Origin of the sequence: Paenibacillus amylolyticus (genome assembly GCF_051136285.1) — a bacterium.
Lineage (GTDB): Bacteria > Bacillota > Bacilli > Paenibacillales > Paenibacillaceae > Paenibacillus > Paenibacillus amylolyticus_F.
Window position 1 is genome coordinate 1,725,500 of the sequence record NZ_CP194938.1, and the last position, 16,543, is coordinate 1,742,042.

Genomic DNA, 16,543 nt, shown 5'->3' on the forward strand with positions numbered 1-16,543 from the left:
GGTATGGAAGTTCCGAGCATACCCGAGGTTATTGTGACTTCTACAATTTACTCAAATCCGTGGCAAGCTTCTCCATAGCTGTCGCAAACACGGCAAGCTCTGATGAACGCGAGGCCTGACTTCGCGCCCCACTCGACGTACGATCAGACTCCTGCTGCACTCTTTTTAAGATTTCCATGATCTGATTCAGATTGGATTGGATTTTGCTTTGCGCATCTCTGGAGCTTGCCGCCAGCTTGCGTACTTCACTTGCAACCACCTCAAATCCACGTCCGAACTCTCCGGCATGCGCGGCTTCAATTGCAGCGTTCAAACCGACAAGGTGACTTTGATCCGAAATTTCACGAATCAGCTCACCCATTTTTTCGATCTGCTGCATTCCTCCAGTTAATTCTTCCAATAACACATGCGCCTGATCCTGGGAAACAACCGTTTCCTTTGCTACAGCGGAGATGGATAGTGCATTTTCATTCAACTCCGTAATCATACCGGTAAGCTCCTGTGTAATCTGTGTGATCGCTTGCAGTGTACCTTCCTGATCTGCAGCAAGCTGGTGAAGCTGCTCTTTTTCTTTTTTTTCATAAGCTTCCAGAACGAGCTGCGAATCCAGATTGAACATTTTGCTTAATGCATGAATGACGTAGTGCCACGAATCAGGGATAAGTTGTTTAAATATAGTGGTAGCGATATCCAGATAGGCCATGTAAGCACCGAGATAATAGTTGGTTGTCAGTCCAATGCGCGAATGAACTAATCCAATGGTGATACGTTGTTCAATATATGCATCATCCACGATGCCGTCTGTCATGGATAGCCAATACATCCGCTGTGTTTCCTTCAATCGTTCAATATTGGAAAACCGGGCGATCAATTCTATTAATTCAGGATACTTCCCAACATGCTTGTAGAAGTGATCCACCACTTCTTCAACAACTTTTTTGAAGACAGGCCGATGATCAGCCAGTAGTTTCAAATCCTGTGCAGTTAACCCCACATAATCCAGTTGTTTTTGCCTTTCTGCCGAAATGCTGCTCATATCCGATCGGATCAACTCCTCAATAACTTTTTTAACCAAAATTAAAACAATTTTAATTGATTATAGACTAAAATACCTAAACACACATATACCCTAAGAACTATTTAATGTGGGATTAATTATATTAAATTGTAAAATATTTATATTAAATGGATTATTTTAATATTAAAAGGCCCTGAACCTGTTGCGAAGGAGCCTCACAACAAATCTTCAGGACCTAATTCGGAATGGTGCTGCAGGTTAACGGTTAAGCAAACTTCCTACGTATCTTAACAATTCATTGGCACTTGCAGCTGTATATCCATGTTCTTCAATGAGACGTTTGATAACTTCATTCATCCGTTTTAATTGTGTAGCATCCGGTGTTTTCGTAGAAGTCGTAATCTTGACGATATCCTTGAGATCAGCGAACAACTTTTTCTCAATCGCTTCCCGTAAACGGTCATGGCTGCTGTATTCAAACTTGCGCTCCTTACGGGAGTATGCCGAGATCCGAATGAGAATCTCTTCCCTGAATGCTTTCTTCGCATTTTCGGAGATCCCAATCTGCTCCTCAATGGAACGCATCAGCCGTTCATCCGGATCCATCTCCTCATCTGTCAGCGGATCACGGATTTTGGACCAGTTGCAGAACGCTTCAATATTATCCAGATAATTTTCAAACAATGTTCTGGCAGATTCTTCGAACGAATAAACAAAAGCCTTCTGCACTTCCTTCTTCGCAAGTTCATCATACTCTTTACGTGCCAGGGCGATAAAGTTTAAATACCGCTCACGCTCCTCCTTGGTAATTGAAGCATGCTGATCGAGCCCATCCTTAATGGCACGCAAGATATCCAGCGCGTTAATGCACTGAAGATTTTGCTTAATCAAAGCGCTGGATATCCGGTTAATGACGTACCGTGGGTCAATACCTGACATGCCCTCGTCCAAATATTCATTTTGCATTTCTCGCAGATCGGCTTCTTTATAACCTTCAACCTCTTCGCCGTCGTACATCCGCATTTTTTTCACCAGATCCATGCCTTGTTTTTTCGTTTCCTTCAATCGGGTAAGTATAGAAAATATAGCCGCTGTACGTAGCGCATGCGGCGCGATGTGCACATGTTTCATATCACTTTGTTGAATCAGTTTCGCATATATTTTTTCTTCTTCCGACACCTTCAGGTTATACGGAATCGGCATGACAATCATCCGTGACTGCAAAGCCTCGTTTTTCTTGTTCGAAATAAAAGACTTATACTCAGACTCGTTTGTATGTGCCACAATCATCTCATCTGCACTAATCAGTGCGAAGCGCCCTGCCTTAAAATTACCTTCCTGCGTCAGAGATAACAGGTTCCACAGAAATTTTTCATCACATTTCAACATCTCCTGGAATTCCATCAACCCCCGATTAGCCTTATTCAACTCCCCGTCAAAACGATACGCCCGTGGATCTGATTCTGATCCAAATTCGGTAATCGTGGAGAAATCGATGCTGCCTGTAAGATCAGCGATATCCTGAGATTTCGGGTCTGACGGACTGAATGTACCTATCCCTACCCGGTTATCTTCAGAGATGATGACCCGTTCCACCGGAACCTTGCTGATATCCCCGCCAAATTCGGTGCGAAGTCTCATTTGGCAGGAAGGGCACAGATTGCCCTCAATGCGCACACCGATCTCTTTCTCCACATCGGCCCGAAGCTCCAGCGGAATGAGATGTAACGGCTCCTCATGCATCGGACATCCCTTAATAGCGTATACTGCTCCCTTTTCCGTACGTGAAAATTGTTCCAGGCCCCGTTTCAATAGTGTCACCAGCGTGGATTTCCCTCCACTGACCGGCCCCATCAGCAGCAATATCCGTTTGCGTACATCCAGACGGCGTGCAGCCGAATGAAAATACTCCTCCACCAGTTTTTCAATGGAACGATCTAGTCCGAAGATCTCCTGCTCAAAAAATTTGTACCGCTTGTGTCCCCCGACCTCTTCTACCCCAAACGATTCAATCATCTGATACACTCGCGCGTGAGCCGTCATTGCCGGAGTCGGGTCCTCTCTCAGCAGTGCAATATAATCTTCAAATGTTCCGTTCCATGACAAACGGTCACTCTCTGCCCGATATTCAGCAACGCGTTCAAAAATATTCATGCTTGGTACCTCCCATGGCTCCTTTAGTGTGATTGTCAACCATTCCGAATGGTATGAAGAAATCAATAGAATTGCAGCTCCTGCTTGAATACCCTTCTGCGGTCCGGCTTAGTCCCGCTACCCTTGTTCCAATGATCTTGTATGGATGTGAAAAGTGTATTACATACCTATGCGGCAACTTGGATAAGTTGACCTCTTTTTTTCAAACCTTGACCCTGAATTTTATGCATATGCAGTCCTCTCAGACATCTCGTGACCTCAGAAAAAAAAGCATGAATATGATATAATGTGGTTCTATTAAAGGAAACCGGAACAACGTAATGCAGACGGCTAGACAACTTCAGGAAAGGAGCAGAATATATGGCTGTGCAGTATGAAACGGAACTATATTCCCCTGTCAAAACTTTTTTTGAACAGCGCGGCTTTGATGTCAAGGCAGAGGTTAAACATTGTGACCTCGTCGGAGTTAGAGCGGATCAAACTGAACCCCTTATTGTGGAGATGAAAAAAACGTTTAACCTCTCCTTGTTATTGCAGGGCATGCAGCGCCTAAAACTCAGCCCACTCGTATATCTGGCGGTGGAGCGTAACCGGAGCAAACGTGGAGCCGTCAACCAGCGCTGGGGCGAACTGACTACGCTGTGCAGTCAGCTTGGTCTGGGGCTATTAACGGTCACCTTTTTCAAAACCAAAGCACCTCTGATTGAAGTATTATGCGAACCCTCCGTGATATCCGGTACTGGCAGATCCATCCCGGCAGCTCGAAAAAGCGGTATACGCCGTCAGCGTCTGCTTAAGGAATTTGATGAACGAAGCGGAGACTATAACATAGGCGGAAGTACTGGCCGCCAGCTGATGACAGCCTATAGGGAAAAAGCTATACGTGTCGCAGCTGCGCTAAGAACCATTGGTGAGTCTTCACCAACGACTCTTGCCCGGCAGACCGGTGTAGGCTCAGCGGCAGCTATTTTGCAAAAAAACTATTACAACTGGTTTGAACGTGTTTCCCGCGGAAAGTATATGCTCACCATCAAAGGCATGGAGGCATTAACCGAACATGAACTTATGTTGCAGGATTCAACTAATGAACAACCTCAGGTTGCCGAGGTCACCGAACGTTATCTCCTTAACATCAGCAAAAATTGAATGATCCGATGAACGATCCGGAACCCTTGTGGGCTTACCTTCGTCCGAGATGAATGTACAGCCCGTGTGCCGGCATTCGTAAATAGAAAAAAAACGCCTGTCATCTCCTTGGAGACGACAGGCGTTTTAATTAAACCGATATCGAAATTGAATTAGAAGCTTGCTGCTACTTCTTTAGCCAATTTCAAACCAGCTTCCACGATTTCTTGGGAACGATCAGGAGAAGCATTGTGACCTTCCACAACTACAACCTCAGGGTTCTGGATACCCCAGAAGCCAAGTACGTTCGTTACATAACGAACGGACATTTCAGCAGATGCCATAGGCTCTGCGGAATATACACTACCACGTGCGTTAAGCAATGCTACTTTTTTGCCGCCTACCAGACCTACTGGGCCTTCAGCAGTGTATTTGAACATTTTGCCCGCTTGGCTCAGGTAAGAGATGTAGTTAACCAGTGGTGCTGGAACAGTGAAGTTCCACAGTGGGAACGCAAATACCACTTTATCAGCTGCAAGGAATTGATCTTGCAATTGTGCAGCCAGTGTTGCTGCTTTTTGCTCTTCTGGAGTTGCTTCGATACCGTTAGCTGCTTTGTAACCACCAGTGATTACAGTGTTGCCGTAGTATGGAAGGTCTGTATTGTAGAGGTCCAGCTCAGTGATTGTATCACCTGGGTGGGACTCTTTGTATGCGCTCAGGAATGCATCGTACAATTGAACACTAACTGCTTGATCTGCAGGACGGTCATTAGCTTTAATAAAAAGAACATTAGACATGTTGAAATTTCCCCCAATAATTAAAATATATGAGTGCATATCCTCAACTCGCAACCGTTGTTGCCTAGTATAAAGAAATCAACAACTCATTAATTCATATTATATATAAAAATGTTAGTGGATGCAATAAGGTAATCTCTATGATTTATAAACTAAATTAAAATTTCTGTGGATGCAATCGTTCTATCTCTAGCTACGAGCGGTAAATTCTGAGATGGCTTCGCTAATCAGATTCATGCCAAGTAACAACTCATCACGCCCTGGACGGCTGAAGTTTAACCGAATGTATTGTTGATCCAGTGTGCCTGTGGAGCATAACGTTCCGGGTAGAAAAGATACGCCCTTTAATAAAGCTGCCCTGAGCAGTGCCTCACTGTTCAGCCCTTCAGGCAGCTGGACCCACAGGTACATTCCACCCTCAGGAATGTTATAGCTGCATCCTTTCCAGCCTGGTCTTTTCAATAATTCAAGCATCAATTTAAGTCTTGTTTTGTACTCCTTGTTCAGCATAGACAAGTGATCGCTCCATCGGAAGGGAGACTGTGCTAACAGTTGGTACAACAGACGCTGGTTCATCGGACTGGACTGTCCATCTGCAATCCGTTTAACAGATGTCATCGCCTCTATTAGTGCCGGATGTCCGGCAGCCCACCCTGTGCGAAGTGCTGGTGCGACCGTTTTGCTAAAGGAGCCAATGTGGAGGACATGTCCACCCTGATCTGCGGTGTCCAGTGCGAAGAGTGAAGGATACTTGCGGTAGAAGGCAGCTGGCTCCAGACCATCAAAATGCAACTCGCCATAGGAATCATCCTCCACAAGTAACACACCATATCGCGCGCACAGATCAAGCACGGCTTCTCGTCGCTCCATGCTCCACAAGATTCCCGTGGGATTGGAAAAGCTGGGTGCAGCAAAAAGCAGCTTCGGCCTCACCTGCTGCATGTGCTGTTCCAATAAATCCGGCAGAATGCCGTCCTGATCTCCAGCAACGGGTACAATCGCCGCTCCCTGCATTTCCAGTACTTCAAGACAGCCGGGAGAAGTCGGATGTTCGACAAGCACAGAGTCTCCCGGCTCCAGCAACAGACGCATTACAAGATCGATAGCTTGTTGGGTACCTGTGGTCAGCAGAATCTGATCGGATACGGTTCGGATACCCTTGCGCATATTCCAATCATTGTTCAGCCATTCCCTTAATGGGGCATACCCTCCTGGCTCACCATATTGCAAAGCAGAAGGCCCTGAACTGAATACAGACAGTGCCGCTTCCTCCAACAGTTTAAATGGAAACAGTTCCTCCGCGGGCAATTCTTCAGCGAGAGAAATGAAATACTCCTTGCCAGACATCTCACGTATATCCCTCAGCGGTGAAGACAAAAGCCTGTTGGTACGGGAAGCAAAGAAATATTTCATGGATAGATCCCCCTTTATCCCTAATCCGAAACTGTTCTCGCAGCCGCCCTACAACCTATTCCGGCCGGACACCAAATATAACTAATTGGACAAATACCTGAATGATTACCTGACTGGACCCATCTGATCTTAACCTGACAGGGCAAGCGAAGGTATTAATCAGGACAGCGTCTTGGCCTGCCTTGCATGCAAGGCATAACGTTCGATGGCCTGCGCTCTGCTGTTTACTTCCAGCTTCACATAAATTTTACGTAAATAATTGTCAATTGAGCGTCTGCTCACATTGATCTCACTCGCTATTTTATCATAGGTTACTCCTTGAACAATTCTTTCCATAATAAAAGTTTCTGTTTCGGTTAGTTCAATTATACATTCTTCTGCCGGTGAATCGGCAGGATGACCCCAATCCTCACTTTTCAACCAGGACATTGGAATAGAAACGTAGCCCTCCCTTAGTCCGGAGATCAGATGAATCAGTTGGCTTGGTGAAGCCTGTTTGGATAACATGCCGCTAGCCCCAAGGCTCATCAGATGACGAAACAACTTTACGTTATCCTCATCTGTCAGAATAATAATGTGCGTGTCATTCGATAGCCCTTTTATTTGGGCGATGTATTGATCTGCCTGTCCTTCCGGAAGACGATAATCCATCAGAATCAGATCGGGCTTGTGCACACTCACCAGTTCAAGGCCTTCTGTTCCCGTCGAAGTCATACCACGTACCGTCAAATCCTCTTGCTCTTCCAAGATTAATTTTGTTCCCAGCATGCTGGTGGGGTGGATATCAACGATGACCACCTGCCATACTTTTTTCATTGTGGTTCCCCCTGTTATGTATTGGGCAATTGACTTCTGTTTCCATCCATATCCTTTACACAGTCTATGCGACAGTCCGAGTATAGAAGAAGCAAAGGTCGGATTGTGTCGAATAAAGAGCAAATATAGGTCTCAGACGCTCAAAAGCTCTGTTTTCTGACTATATTTCACTGTAAAGACGGCAAGATGGGCCTCTTTCCATGCCTGAAATGATCAAAACCTAGTATAAATTTCCTGCATTTCTATCTAAAAAAGTCGAAAAACCCATCCAAAGTTCCTACTTATTGCATCTATAAGAAATTGTATCCTAGGACTTCCTTCCGATGCAATCTCTTTTTCATCTATTATTTAAAGAATTTCATTTTTGCGTAAATAAATGCAGCATGGTAGAATGAGGATTGGTATTTTTAATCTTTATTCTATTGAACCAGGAGTGATGTTATGAATCTATCCGACCCGTCTTCTGACACCCATCACACCCGGAGCGCCAAAGGCAAGATCAGATCATCCGTTAAATGGTTTCTGGTCATGTGGATCGTTCTCATTGCATTAGGAGTCACTGGAACCTACTATTATAGTAACCACCTCCAGCAACAGATGATCAACCAGCTTCAGGTCCATACTCAGCAGCAGATTGACGCACTGAAAACCGACTACGAAAAGCAGCTAACAACGATATCATCGGAAGTTACAGCATTGCAGGGACAAGTTCAGTCTTTCAATGAACTGCTGACTTTCACCAAGGATAATGCAAGCAGCAAAACGGACAACAGTAATAAATTGTATACGCAACTGAGCGAAGTGAAGAAACAACTGGAGGCTCTCCAGAAAAAGATGGACTTGCTCAAATGATTACACCCGTGAAACAGGTTAATCGTTTTTTTATGCTTGCACTCGCTCCTTTTATAGGATTAATCATATGTATGCTACTGTTTCGTCCAGAGTTTGAAGCAGGAACCGTAATTCCTTCTAACTTGCCTGAGGATCGTGTAACCTCTCAGACCCAAGCAATCAGTAAAGAGCTTGCAGGAGCAAAGGAGGCCGCTGTTCAAACTTCTTCTTCTATTAAAAGAACAACACAGCTCTACAACAAAACTACCAGCACTATGTCTACCATTGTACAAAAGACTGCCGTTCAAGCCTCTCGTCCGGAAACCATCTACAACAAACGAATTACGGCTAAACTTGGTGTTCCTTTTGAACGTGTAGACAGTGATCGGATCACCATCGAGATGTATCGAGTTAATCCAGGTACTTACACGGGATATGCCATGAAGATCAAACTGAAAGATCACAGCGCGATGCAAATGGCATTAAATAGCGAGCTTGGACGATCAGAAACGACGATGCAGGCTGTGAAACGTAGCGGAGCCATTGCCGGGATTAATGCTGGCGGATTTGCTGACAGTGGCGGCAAACGTTATCCCCTCAGTACAACCGTTATGAACGGTGAGTACATCAATGGTTTTCAAGCCAGTTTCAAAGACCTGTTCTTTGTCGGACTTAACGATGCCGGTCAGCTGGTAGGAGGCAAGTTTTTCGATAAAAACTCTCTGGATCGTCTGCGCCCGCAATTTGGAGCGACTTTTGTCCCGGTTCTTATGAAAAATGGACAGAAAACAATTATTCCAGACAAATGGAAGGTTTCACCCAAACGTGCTCCACGAACTGTCATTGGCAACTACAAGGATGATCAATTACTCATCATGGTTGTCGATGGTTACAACGAGAGTGGGAGTTCGGGTGCCACCCTCGAAGAAATGCAAGGCAGAATGCTTAAACTGGGCGTGATGGACGCCTATAATCTGGATGGCGGTGGTTCCTCATCGCTGATTCTGAATAACCGGGTGATTAACCACCCTTCGGATGGCAGTCTGAGACCTGTACCTACCCACTTTTTATTTTACAAATGATGGGGCGGGGCATTCCTTTTCTAACTAATATGGTTATAATAGAAGTAAATGAGCTTGTGCAGGAGGTGCGAAGTGTATGTCGTTTTCACTGACATTTTGGATTATTGCAGTTGTATTAACGCTATTTACCACAGGTATTCTCACTTCATCCTACAACCACGACAAAACAAAAGGTCTGTAAGGCCAAGCCTCTCCCTGGAGAGGCTTTTTTTTCATGTTATCGCGTACAGCAAAGACAAGTTTTAAAAGGACGTTCCCATCCTTCCAAAGCTTGTCTCTTGTTATAACGAAAGATGTATGCAAGGTAACCTGCCAACAATGATGCTAAGGCGTGATTAGTAGCTGACTGCACGTTCATTTGGTAGGGACAGCATAACCTCAGCCTGATCCGGCCCTGTCACAGACTTCCCTTCCACCAAAGTGACATATATTCGCTCGTGATCAACGGGTTCTCCAGCAATAATTTTAATTAATTGTTCAGCTGCGATCGCTCCCCATTTTCGTTTGGAATAATCGATGCTTGCCAGTTTGGGCTGGACGTAATTGCTAAGCTCAATATGATCAAAGCCAATTACATCGATGTGCTTGCCCACCTGGAGTTCACTGTCTGCAAGACGATCACATAAACCGATAGCCATCTCATCATTGAGACTAAAAACAGCTGCCGGTCCATTATACGTTTGAATAATTTGATCTGCGGCTCGTTCCCCTCCGCTTTTCTCGAAATCTCCCGTGACTTCTATCCACTCTACGTCCGCCACCCGCTCAGCAACCTGCCTTACGGCTTTCAATCGCTGCTCAGAATCAAACGAACCTTCCGGACCTGTGACCACATAGATCTTTTTGTGACCATGTTCAATCAAATATTCCATCGCCAGTGTGGCTCCAGCCTTATTATCGAGCAGAACCTGATTAATATTGGGATGTTTTAACTCACGGTCAAGCACTACAATTTTGTGTCCTCGATCCGCATACTGCATAAGTTCCTCGCTTGAAAACGTATGATCGAGAATAATAGCGCCGTCAATCATTCTTTCCGGCAACATTCGATGGGACTGTTTGCCGCTGCATACAATGAGATCATACCCTTGGGCATTACAAATCGCTTTCATGCCACTTAATAAGTCTCCGTATACATCACCACTGAAATCAGTAAGAAATACACCCAAAATCCGTGACTCTCTCTTTTTCAATGTTCTGGCAGCCGCATTGGGAACATAGTTTAACTCTTTGGCAATGACCAGAATTTTCGAACGGGTCTCATCGGTCACTTTGTTGCTTCCATTCAGCGCGTATGATACGGTCGAGATGGAAACCCCCGCCTTTTTGGCGATATCCTTGATACTGACCATATTCTTTGCTCCTCTGTTATGTTGATCAGGCCTCTCATTACGAAAGACCTGATGGTTAATTAGATCTGAAGAAACGTGTGGCTTGTCACAGAATCAATTGTTTCAAATAAGTCTGAATGTGTGGCTCTGTGTATCCCTGCTGTTTGGTCCAACCATCACACGGAACTCTCCGCCATCACTGTGATAACTCAGGTCAGCATGGTGATAACGCAGCTGCGTTTCATTTAATGTAAAAGTTGCCTTCCCCGTCTCACCTGGTGCAAGAGATAGCTTCACATAATCTTTCAGCTCACGCATCGGACGAACCACTTCACCACTCACGTCTCGAACATACAATTGTACGGTCTCCACACCAACACGATCCCCCGTATTGGTTACACACACCTGAATCGTCAGAGTGTCATTGGCAGTCATCTCGTGGCCTGAGACTTCAATATCTCCATATGCAAATGTCGTATAGGAAAGACCATATCCAAACGGGAATAACGGTTCATTGGGACTATCAATATATTGGGAAACATAACGATTTTCAGTATTATTCGGGTTGATCGGACGCCCTGTATTGAAGTGATTATAATATACCGGCACTTGTCCAACCGATTGCGGGAAAGACATCGTGAGTCTGGCGGATGGATTGACTGCGCCTGTAAGCACATCGGCAATCGCTGCTCCGCCTTCACTTCCGGGGAACCATGCTTCAAGTACAGCATGAGATTCGCTGATAACACCGTTCAAATCGAGTGGACGGCCATTGAAAATAACACTGGCGATCGGTTTACCTGCTGCCTTGAGCGCCTGTACCAACTGCAACTGCGCTGCTGGCAAACGAATGTCTGTCCGTGAACCACCTTCACCGCTCATCTCGGAATCTTCGCCTAGTGCTAGTACGATGACATCAGACTGACTTGCAGCCTCAAGTGCTTCGGCAATCTGCTCATCCGTTATCGTGTGCACATGACTGCCTTGAGCTACAATAACCTTCCCTTGCGGGAGACGCTCCTGCAAGGCTGTTCCCAGCTTCACCGCATCCGCTTTGACGCCTTCACAAGACCACCAGCCGAGGATATCCTCGCTTTGAGCAAACGGTCCAATTAATGCCACCTTCGCATCCGGTTGGAGCGGAAGAACCTGCCCTTCGTTTTTGAGCAGCACGGCAGACTTCGCAGCAAGTTCCCGTGATACCTCACGATGTTCCCTGGAAAAAACAATCTCACGCTCACGTACCGGATCGGCGGCTCGGAATGGGTTATCGAACAGTCCAAGCTTGTCTTTGAGTTGCAAAATACGCAAAACTGCTTCATCTACAAGCTTCTCTTCCACTTCGCCCTGTTGAACCAGTTCAGGCAAATGTTTGACGTAACATGGTGTCATCATCTCCATATCCACGCCCGCACGAATAGCGCGATATGCCGCCTCACGGTCATCCTCGGCTGCACCATGGGCAATCATCTCACGGATGGAAGCCCAGTCCGAGATCAGCACGCCGTCAAACCCCCATTCATCGCGCAAAATACCACGCATTAACTTCTCATTCCCGCTGGCCGGAATACCGTCTACGGTATTAAATGAAGTCATCACCATCTCCACGCCAGCATCCAGTGCTGCCTTGTATGCTGGCAAATAATATTCACGCAGTTGTCGTTCTGACATATCTACCGTGTTATAATCACGGCCACCCTCTGCTGCACCATACGCCGCAAAGTGTTTTACACAGGCAGCAAGACGATCCAGTTCATCTGTCAAGTTATCGCCTTGGTAACCGCGCACAAAAGCGGCCGCAAATAAACTGTTTAAATAAGGGTCTTCACCTGTTGTTTCCATCACACGACCCCAGCGCGGATCACGAACCAAATCCACCATCGGTGCAAAGGTTACATGCAAACCGGATACAGCGGATTCACGTGCCGAAATCTCGGCACTTTTCTCTGCCAGCTCCAGATCCCATGAACACCCAATTGCCAGCGGAATCGGAAAGATGGTCTTGAAGCCATGCACCACGTCTGCCATAAACAGCAACGGAATGCCTAGTCGGCTTTTTTTCAAATAGGCCTGCTGTACATCGATAATAGCCTGTGCACCCGATAAACCAAGAATGGAGCCGCTCGCTCGTACAGATTGCTCCGTAATGCCCATCTCTTCCATCGGACCTGTAATCTGTCCTTGCGTATCTGTTCCTTCGTAAAAATTGGCAGTCAACTGCAACAGCTGTGCCACTTTCTCTTCCAGCGTCATCTGATTCAACAAATCCATCAACTTCTGATTATTCACGTTATCATCCTCCACTACATGTTTATTGATAGAAAGAACCCGGCTGCGTTCGGGGAGAGACCGCGCACCGGGTTCAATCGGACGGGGAGACAGAACGCTCCTGCCATCCCCATTCTGTTCATAATTTTATTACGTTTACTTGAACTTCTCGTTCAGTTCGTCCAGATAAGGCTGAACCAGAGACTTTTTGCTGTTAACCCACTCTTTCCAGTTAGCTTCCAAGTCGCCACCTTTAAGGATCAAGTTGGCATATTCGTTTTGATAATCAAACGAAGCCTGACTTTTCGCTTTGGAATCGTATAAGTTAACATCCCAATCGTATGGTGCCAGTGATTTAGTTTCTGTACCCAATTTCGCTTTCTCTTGGAACAGTTCCACGGCTCTGTCACGATAATCTTTTTTGATTGCAGGGTTTACCACACTGAAGTCATCGCCCAGAAGATAAAGTCCTTCAAAACGTGCAGGGTATTTGTCTTCCAAAACTGTTCCCTCAGGCAACAAGTTTACCAGTTCTTTTTTATCATCGTATTTCCAGTCTTTTCCTTCAAAGCCCATATTGATTAGCAATTGTCCTTCTTTCGTGGCAGAGTAATCGATCAGATCCATGATCCGTTCGAATTTCTCATCACTAATGTTCGGATTGAAAATCAAGGCAGACCAGAAGTTCGCTTGTTCCATGTTACGGTATTTACCGTCATCGCCAAGAACGATCGCTGTGTGAACGAGGTCATCACTGTTAACACCAAGATTTTTCCGCATATCGGAATCCAGACCTTGTCTGTAAGAAGCCAGTCCACCAAGACTGGTTACAGCCGCAGTACCTGTAACTTTAAAGTTATTTTGTCCTTCATTGTTTTTCCAAGTGTAGAACTCCGGGTTAAGCAGTCCTTCCTTGTAGGCTTTTTGCATCAACTTCAAACCTGTCAGTGTTTCGGGGTCTGCAGGACCCCAATGGAACTTCCCATCTTCACCTTTGTAGAACGGAACGTCTGTCATCGCATGAACGCTGTTCGGCATAATCATGTTTGTCATTGCATCGGCAGCATTGTAAGACAATGGCACCAGTTTATTACCCACCTTGCCTGGATCTTTTTCTTTCACCAGTTCAGCGAACTTGTTCAATTCAGAAGTGGTGTATGCATCTTTCAGTTCAAAACCAACAGCTTTGGCCCAGTCTTTACGAAGAGCGATAACACCGATTTGGTTCGTCAGTGGATCAGCCGGTTTGTTTTCAAAATAAATTGGTCTAGGAAGCACATACGTACCGCCTGTGAGTTCTTCCAGCTTGTCGCCAAGACCAGTCAGTTTGTAAGCCGCAGCAACATTTGGCCAGCGCTCTTTCCAATCATCAGGGAATTTGTAGAACAAGCCTTGATCGATGTTATTGATAGCATCGCCGTGTACATAGTTCCATACCGCTACATCCGGCAGGTCACCAGAGTTAATCCACAGGCGAAGCTTCTCACCCCATGAATCCCAGTCAATATAGTTGTAATCCCATTTGATATTAAATTTGTCTTGCCAGAATTTGTGGAACTCATTGTCCATATTTCCGTTTTTCACTTCGGTCAGATTCGCTACAGAAATGGTCAGGTTATCTTTGTAATTTCCTTCCGCATCCTTTTCGTTACCACCATCTGAGCCTTTGCTGCTGTTGGAACAAGCGGATACTACCAACATCAAGAGACAGAGTGTGATCGCAAATAACGTTTTGACTGACGACTTTTTACCCGTTTTCATGCTTTTACCCCCATGTTTTTAGTCGAATTTCTTTTGCATTGAAATCCTATGTGTACATCAGGTCTTGATAGCCCCTGTTAATACCCCTTTGGCAAAGTGCTTTTGCAGCATTGGGAAGAAACACATAATTGGTACCATCGTGACAAATACTGCAGCCATCTTCATACCCATAGAGAAGCTGCTCAGTTTCACTGCATCCACACTGGATGCATTGGATGCATTCGTTGTAGAAGTTACAATGATGTTCCTTAGCACGTTTTGCAGTGGTAATTGATCTGCTTTTCGCAGGAAGATCATCGCATCATACCAGCTGTTCCAATAGGCTACCCCATAGAAGAGTGTAATGGTTGCCATAATTGGTGTTGCCAGCGGAAGAACGACAGAGAACAAAATTCTCCACTCTCCAGCACCATCAAGTCGTGCGGATTCCATCAGTGATTCAGGCAAGGTGTAGAAATAGTTCATCATCAGAATCATGTTAAAGGCACTGAAACTCCCTGCCAGAATAACAGACCATAATGTACCTGTCAGATGCAGTGATTTCATAATCAGGTACAGAGGAACAATACCTCCGTTAAAGATCATCGTGAACAGTACCAGGAAAAAGAGAAACTTTTTGAACGGGAAATTGCCGCGGCTCAAGCCGTAAGCCATACTTGTTGTCAGGAACAAACTGAGCGGTAAACCAATAACCAGCAAGATCAATGTATTTTTGTAACCCGACAGAATGCTTCCGTCAGCGAACAGCGCTTTGTAGGAATCGAGCGTGAACTCTTTCGGGAACATCAGGAACGGATTTTCAGCATATTCTTTTTGTGTTGCAAACGAGATCATAATCACGTTCCAGAACGGAATCAGGATCATCAGCGCAAGCACTAACAAAACAGCAAATATAAAATAATCAAGAATCGTCATTCGTTCGGTGCCAATTTTCGGCTTTCTACCAGTCTTTTTGCTCATCTTATTTTCCTCCTCTCTTATCGGAACAAACCGTCTCCGCCAAGCCACTTGGCAAATCTGTCAGCCAGAAGCAGCAGCACCATATTTACCAGGGAACGGAACAAGCTGACCGCTGTCGAGAATGAAAAGTCGGTTGATGACTGGAATGTAATCCGATAGATATACACATCGAGTACTTCAGATACATTTTTCGTTGCGGCATTTGCCAAGTTGAAGATCTGGTCGAAACCAGAAGACATCAATCCGCCCACCGACAAAATAAACATAACTGTGATCGTTGGCATAATGTTTGGCAGCGTAATGCGGAACATCTGCTGCAACCGGGATGCACCATCGATCTGTGCAGATTCATATTGATCCTGATCGATACCGGAGATCGCTGCCAGGAAGATAATTGCGCCCCAACCGCTCGATTTCCAGATGTCAGTCAGCAGCAACATGGGAACAAAATTGGATTCGGAGCCTAGGAAATTAATCGTTGGCAATCCAAGTAATCCAAGTGCACTGTTCACTAGTCCGTCATAGGCAAGCACGTTGATGACTACGCCGGATACGATGATCCAGGATAGGAAGTGCGGGAATGTCAGGACGGTCTGGAACCACTTTTTCCCTCTGCGCATCCGCAGTTCATTCAGCAACAGTGCCAGAATAATTGGGAACGGGAACTGAATAATCAGTTTCAGAATGTTAATGTAAAGCGTCCGCCATACGGCATCAATAAAGGTCGGATCACGGAAAACGTATTTGAAATTTTCAAATCCGCTCCACGGACTTCCCCAGATTCCAAGGTTCGCTTTGTAATCTTTGAACGCCAGTGACAGGCCGCCCATCGGCATATAAGCAAACAAGATCAACCAGACTAGTCCCGGAACAAGCAGGGTATACGTCATTCGGTGCTTCCAGACTTCAGTCCAGAGCGACTTGCCTCTCATGTTTGCCTTCAGCTTTTTGTCAGGTCCTTCGGCTGCAGGTTTCAATTTGCAT

General features: G+C 45.5%; 13 protein-coding genes. 3 read left to right on the plus strand and 10 right to left on the minus strand.

Features of this window, described 5'->3' with window-relative positions:
- Positions 1-40: 40 nt before the first annotated feature.
- Together ACR8BL_RS07615 and ACR8BL_RS07620 are read right to left on the minus strand one after the other, a co-directional pair.
- The gene (locus ACR8BL_RS07615; RefSeq protein WP_434752044.1) at positions 41-1,036 is read right to left on the minus strand and encodes a protoglobin domain-containing protein; all 996 of its coding nucleotides are present in this window, start codon (positions 1,034-1,036) and stop codon (positions 41-43) included.
- Between the two features lie 240 nt (positions 1,037-1,276).
- Positions 1,277-3,172 (minus strand): PrkA family serine protein kinase, encoded by a 1,896-nt coding sequence (locus ACR8BL_RS07620; RefSeq protein ID WP_434752045.1) that lies wholly within the window; start codon positions 3,170-3,172, stop codon positions 1,277-1,279.
- 360 nt (positions 3,173-3,532) lie between these two features.
- On the opposite strand from ACR8BL_RS07620, the gene ACR8BL_RS07625 reads away from it, so the two are divergent.
- Positions 3,533-4,318: a DUF2161 domain-containing phosphodiesterase gene (locus ACR8BL_RS07625; protein ID WP_434752046.1), complete on the plus strand. Its 786-nt coding sequence runs from the start codon at positions 3,533-3,535 to the stop codon at positions 4,316-4,318.
- A 152-nt stretch (positions 4,319-4,470) separates the two neighbouring features.
- On the opposite strand, the gene ACR8BL_RS07630 is transcribed toward ACR8BL_RS07625, so the two are convergent.
- The 3 genes from ACR8BL_RS07630 to ACR8BL_RS07640 form a co-directional block, all read right to left on the minus strand.
- Positions 4,471-5,136: an FMN-dependent NADH-azoreductase gene (locus ACR8BL_RS07630; RefSeq protein WP_434752047.1), complete on the minus strand. Its 666-nt coding sequence runs from the start codon at positions 5,134-5,136 to the stop codon at positions 4,471-4,473.
- 150 nt (positions 5,137-5,286) lie between these two features.
- A complete protein-coding gene (locus ACR8BL_RS07635) occupies positions 5,287-6,510 on the minus strand; it encodes a PLP-dependent aminotransferase family protein (RefSeq protein ID WP_434752048.1) in 1,224 nt (407 codons plus the stop codon).
- 159 nt (positions 6,511-6,669) lie between these two features.
- Complete coding sequence (locus ACR8BL_RS07640) at positions 6,670-7,326, minus strand: response regulator transcription factor (protein WP_434752049.1); 657 nt, start codon at positions 7,324-7,326, stop codon at positions 6,670-6,672.
- A 441-nt stretch (positions 7,327-7,767) separates the two neighbouring features.
- Here ACR8BL_RS07640 and ACR8BL_RS07645 point away from each other — a divergent pair, with 441 nt between their 5' ends.
- Both ACR8BL_RS07645 and ACR8BL_RS07650 read left to right on the plus strand, forming a co-directional pair.
- Complete coding sequence (locus tag ACR8BL_RS07645) at positions 7,768-8,178, plus strand: hypothetical protein (protein ID WP_434752050.1); 411 nt, start codon at positions 7,768-7,770, stop codon at positions 8,176-8,178.
- Positions 8,175-9,239 (plus strand): phosphodiester glycosidase family protein, encoded by a 1,065-nt coding sequence (locus ACR8BL_RS07650; RefSeq protein WP_434752051.1) that lies wholly within the window; start codon positions 8,175-8,177, stop codon positions 9,237-9,239. Before ACR8BL_RS07645 ends, ACR8BL_RS07650 begins: the two co-directional genes overlap by 4 nt.
- Before the next feature lie 335 nt (positions 9,240-9,574).
- On the opposite strand, the gene ACR8BL_RS07655 is transcribed toward ACR8BL_RS07650, so the two are convergent.
- From ACR8BL_RS07655 to ACR8BL_RS07675, 5 genes are all read right to left on the minus strand, one after another.
- On the minus strand, positions 9,575-10,591 hold the full coding sequence (locus ACR8BL_RS07655; RefSeq protein ID WP_434752052.1) for a LacI family DNA-binding transcriptional regulator: 1,017 nt from the start codon (positions 10,589-10,591) through the stop codon (positions 9,575-9,577).
- A 102-nt stretch (positions 10,592-10,693) separates the two neighbouring features.
- The gene (bglX, locus tag ACR8BL_RS07660) at positions 10,694-12,841 is read right to left on the minus strand and encodes a beta-glucosidase BglX (protein WP_434753046.1); all 2,148 of its coding nucleotides are present in this window, start codon (positions 12,839-12,841) and stop codon (positions 10,694-10,696) included.
- A 153-nt stretch (positions 12,842-12,994) separates the two neighbouring features.
- On the minus strand, positions 12,995-14,599 hold the full coding sequence (locus ACR8BL_RS07665) for an ABC transporter substrate-binding protein (protein WP_434752053.1): 1,605 nt from the start codon (positions 14,597-14,599) through the stop codon (positions 12,995-12,997).
- A gap of 57 nt (positions 14,600-14,656) precedes the next feature.
- Positions 14,657-15,559, minus strand: coding sequence for a carbohydrate ABC transporter permease (locus ACR8BL_RS07670; RefSeq protein ID WP_434752054.1), 903 nt, complete (start codon positions 15,557-15,559; stop codon positions 14,657-14,659).
- Between the two features lie 17 nt (positions 15,560-15,576).
- Entirely contained in the window at positions 15,577-16,536 is a 960-nt protein-coding gene (locus ACR8BL_RS07675; RefSeq protein WP_434752055.1) for an ABC transporter permease, read from the minus strand.
- Positions 16,537-16,543 lie beyond the last annotated feature (7 nt).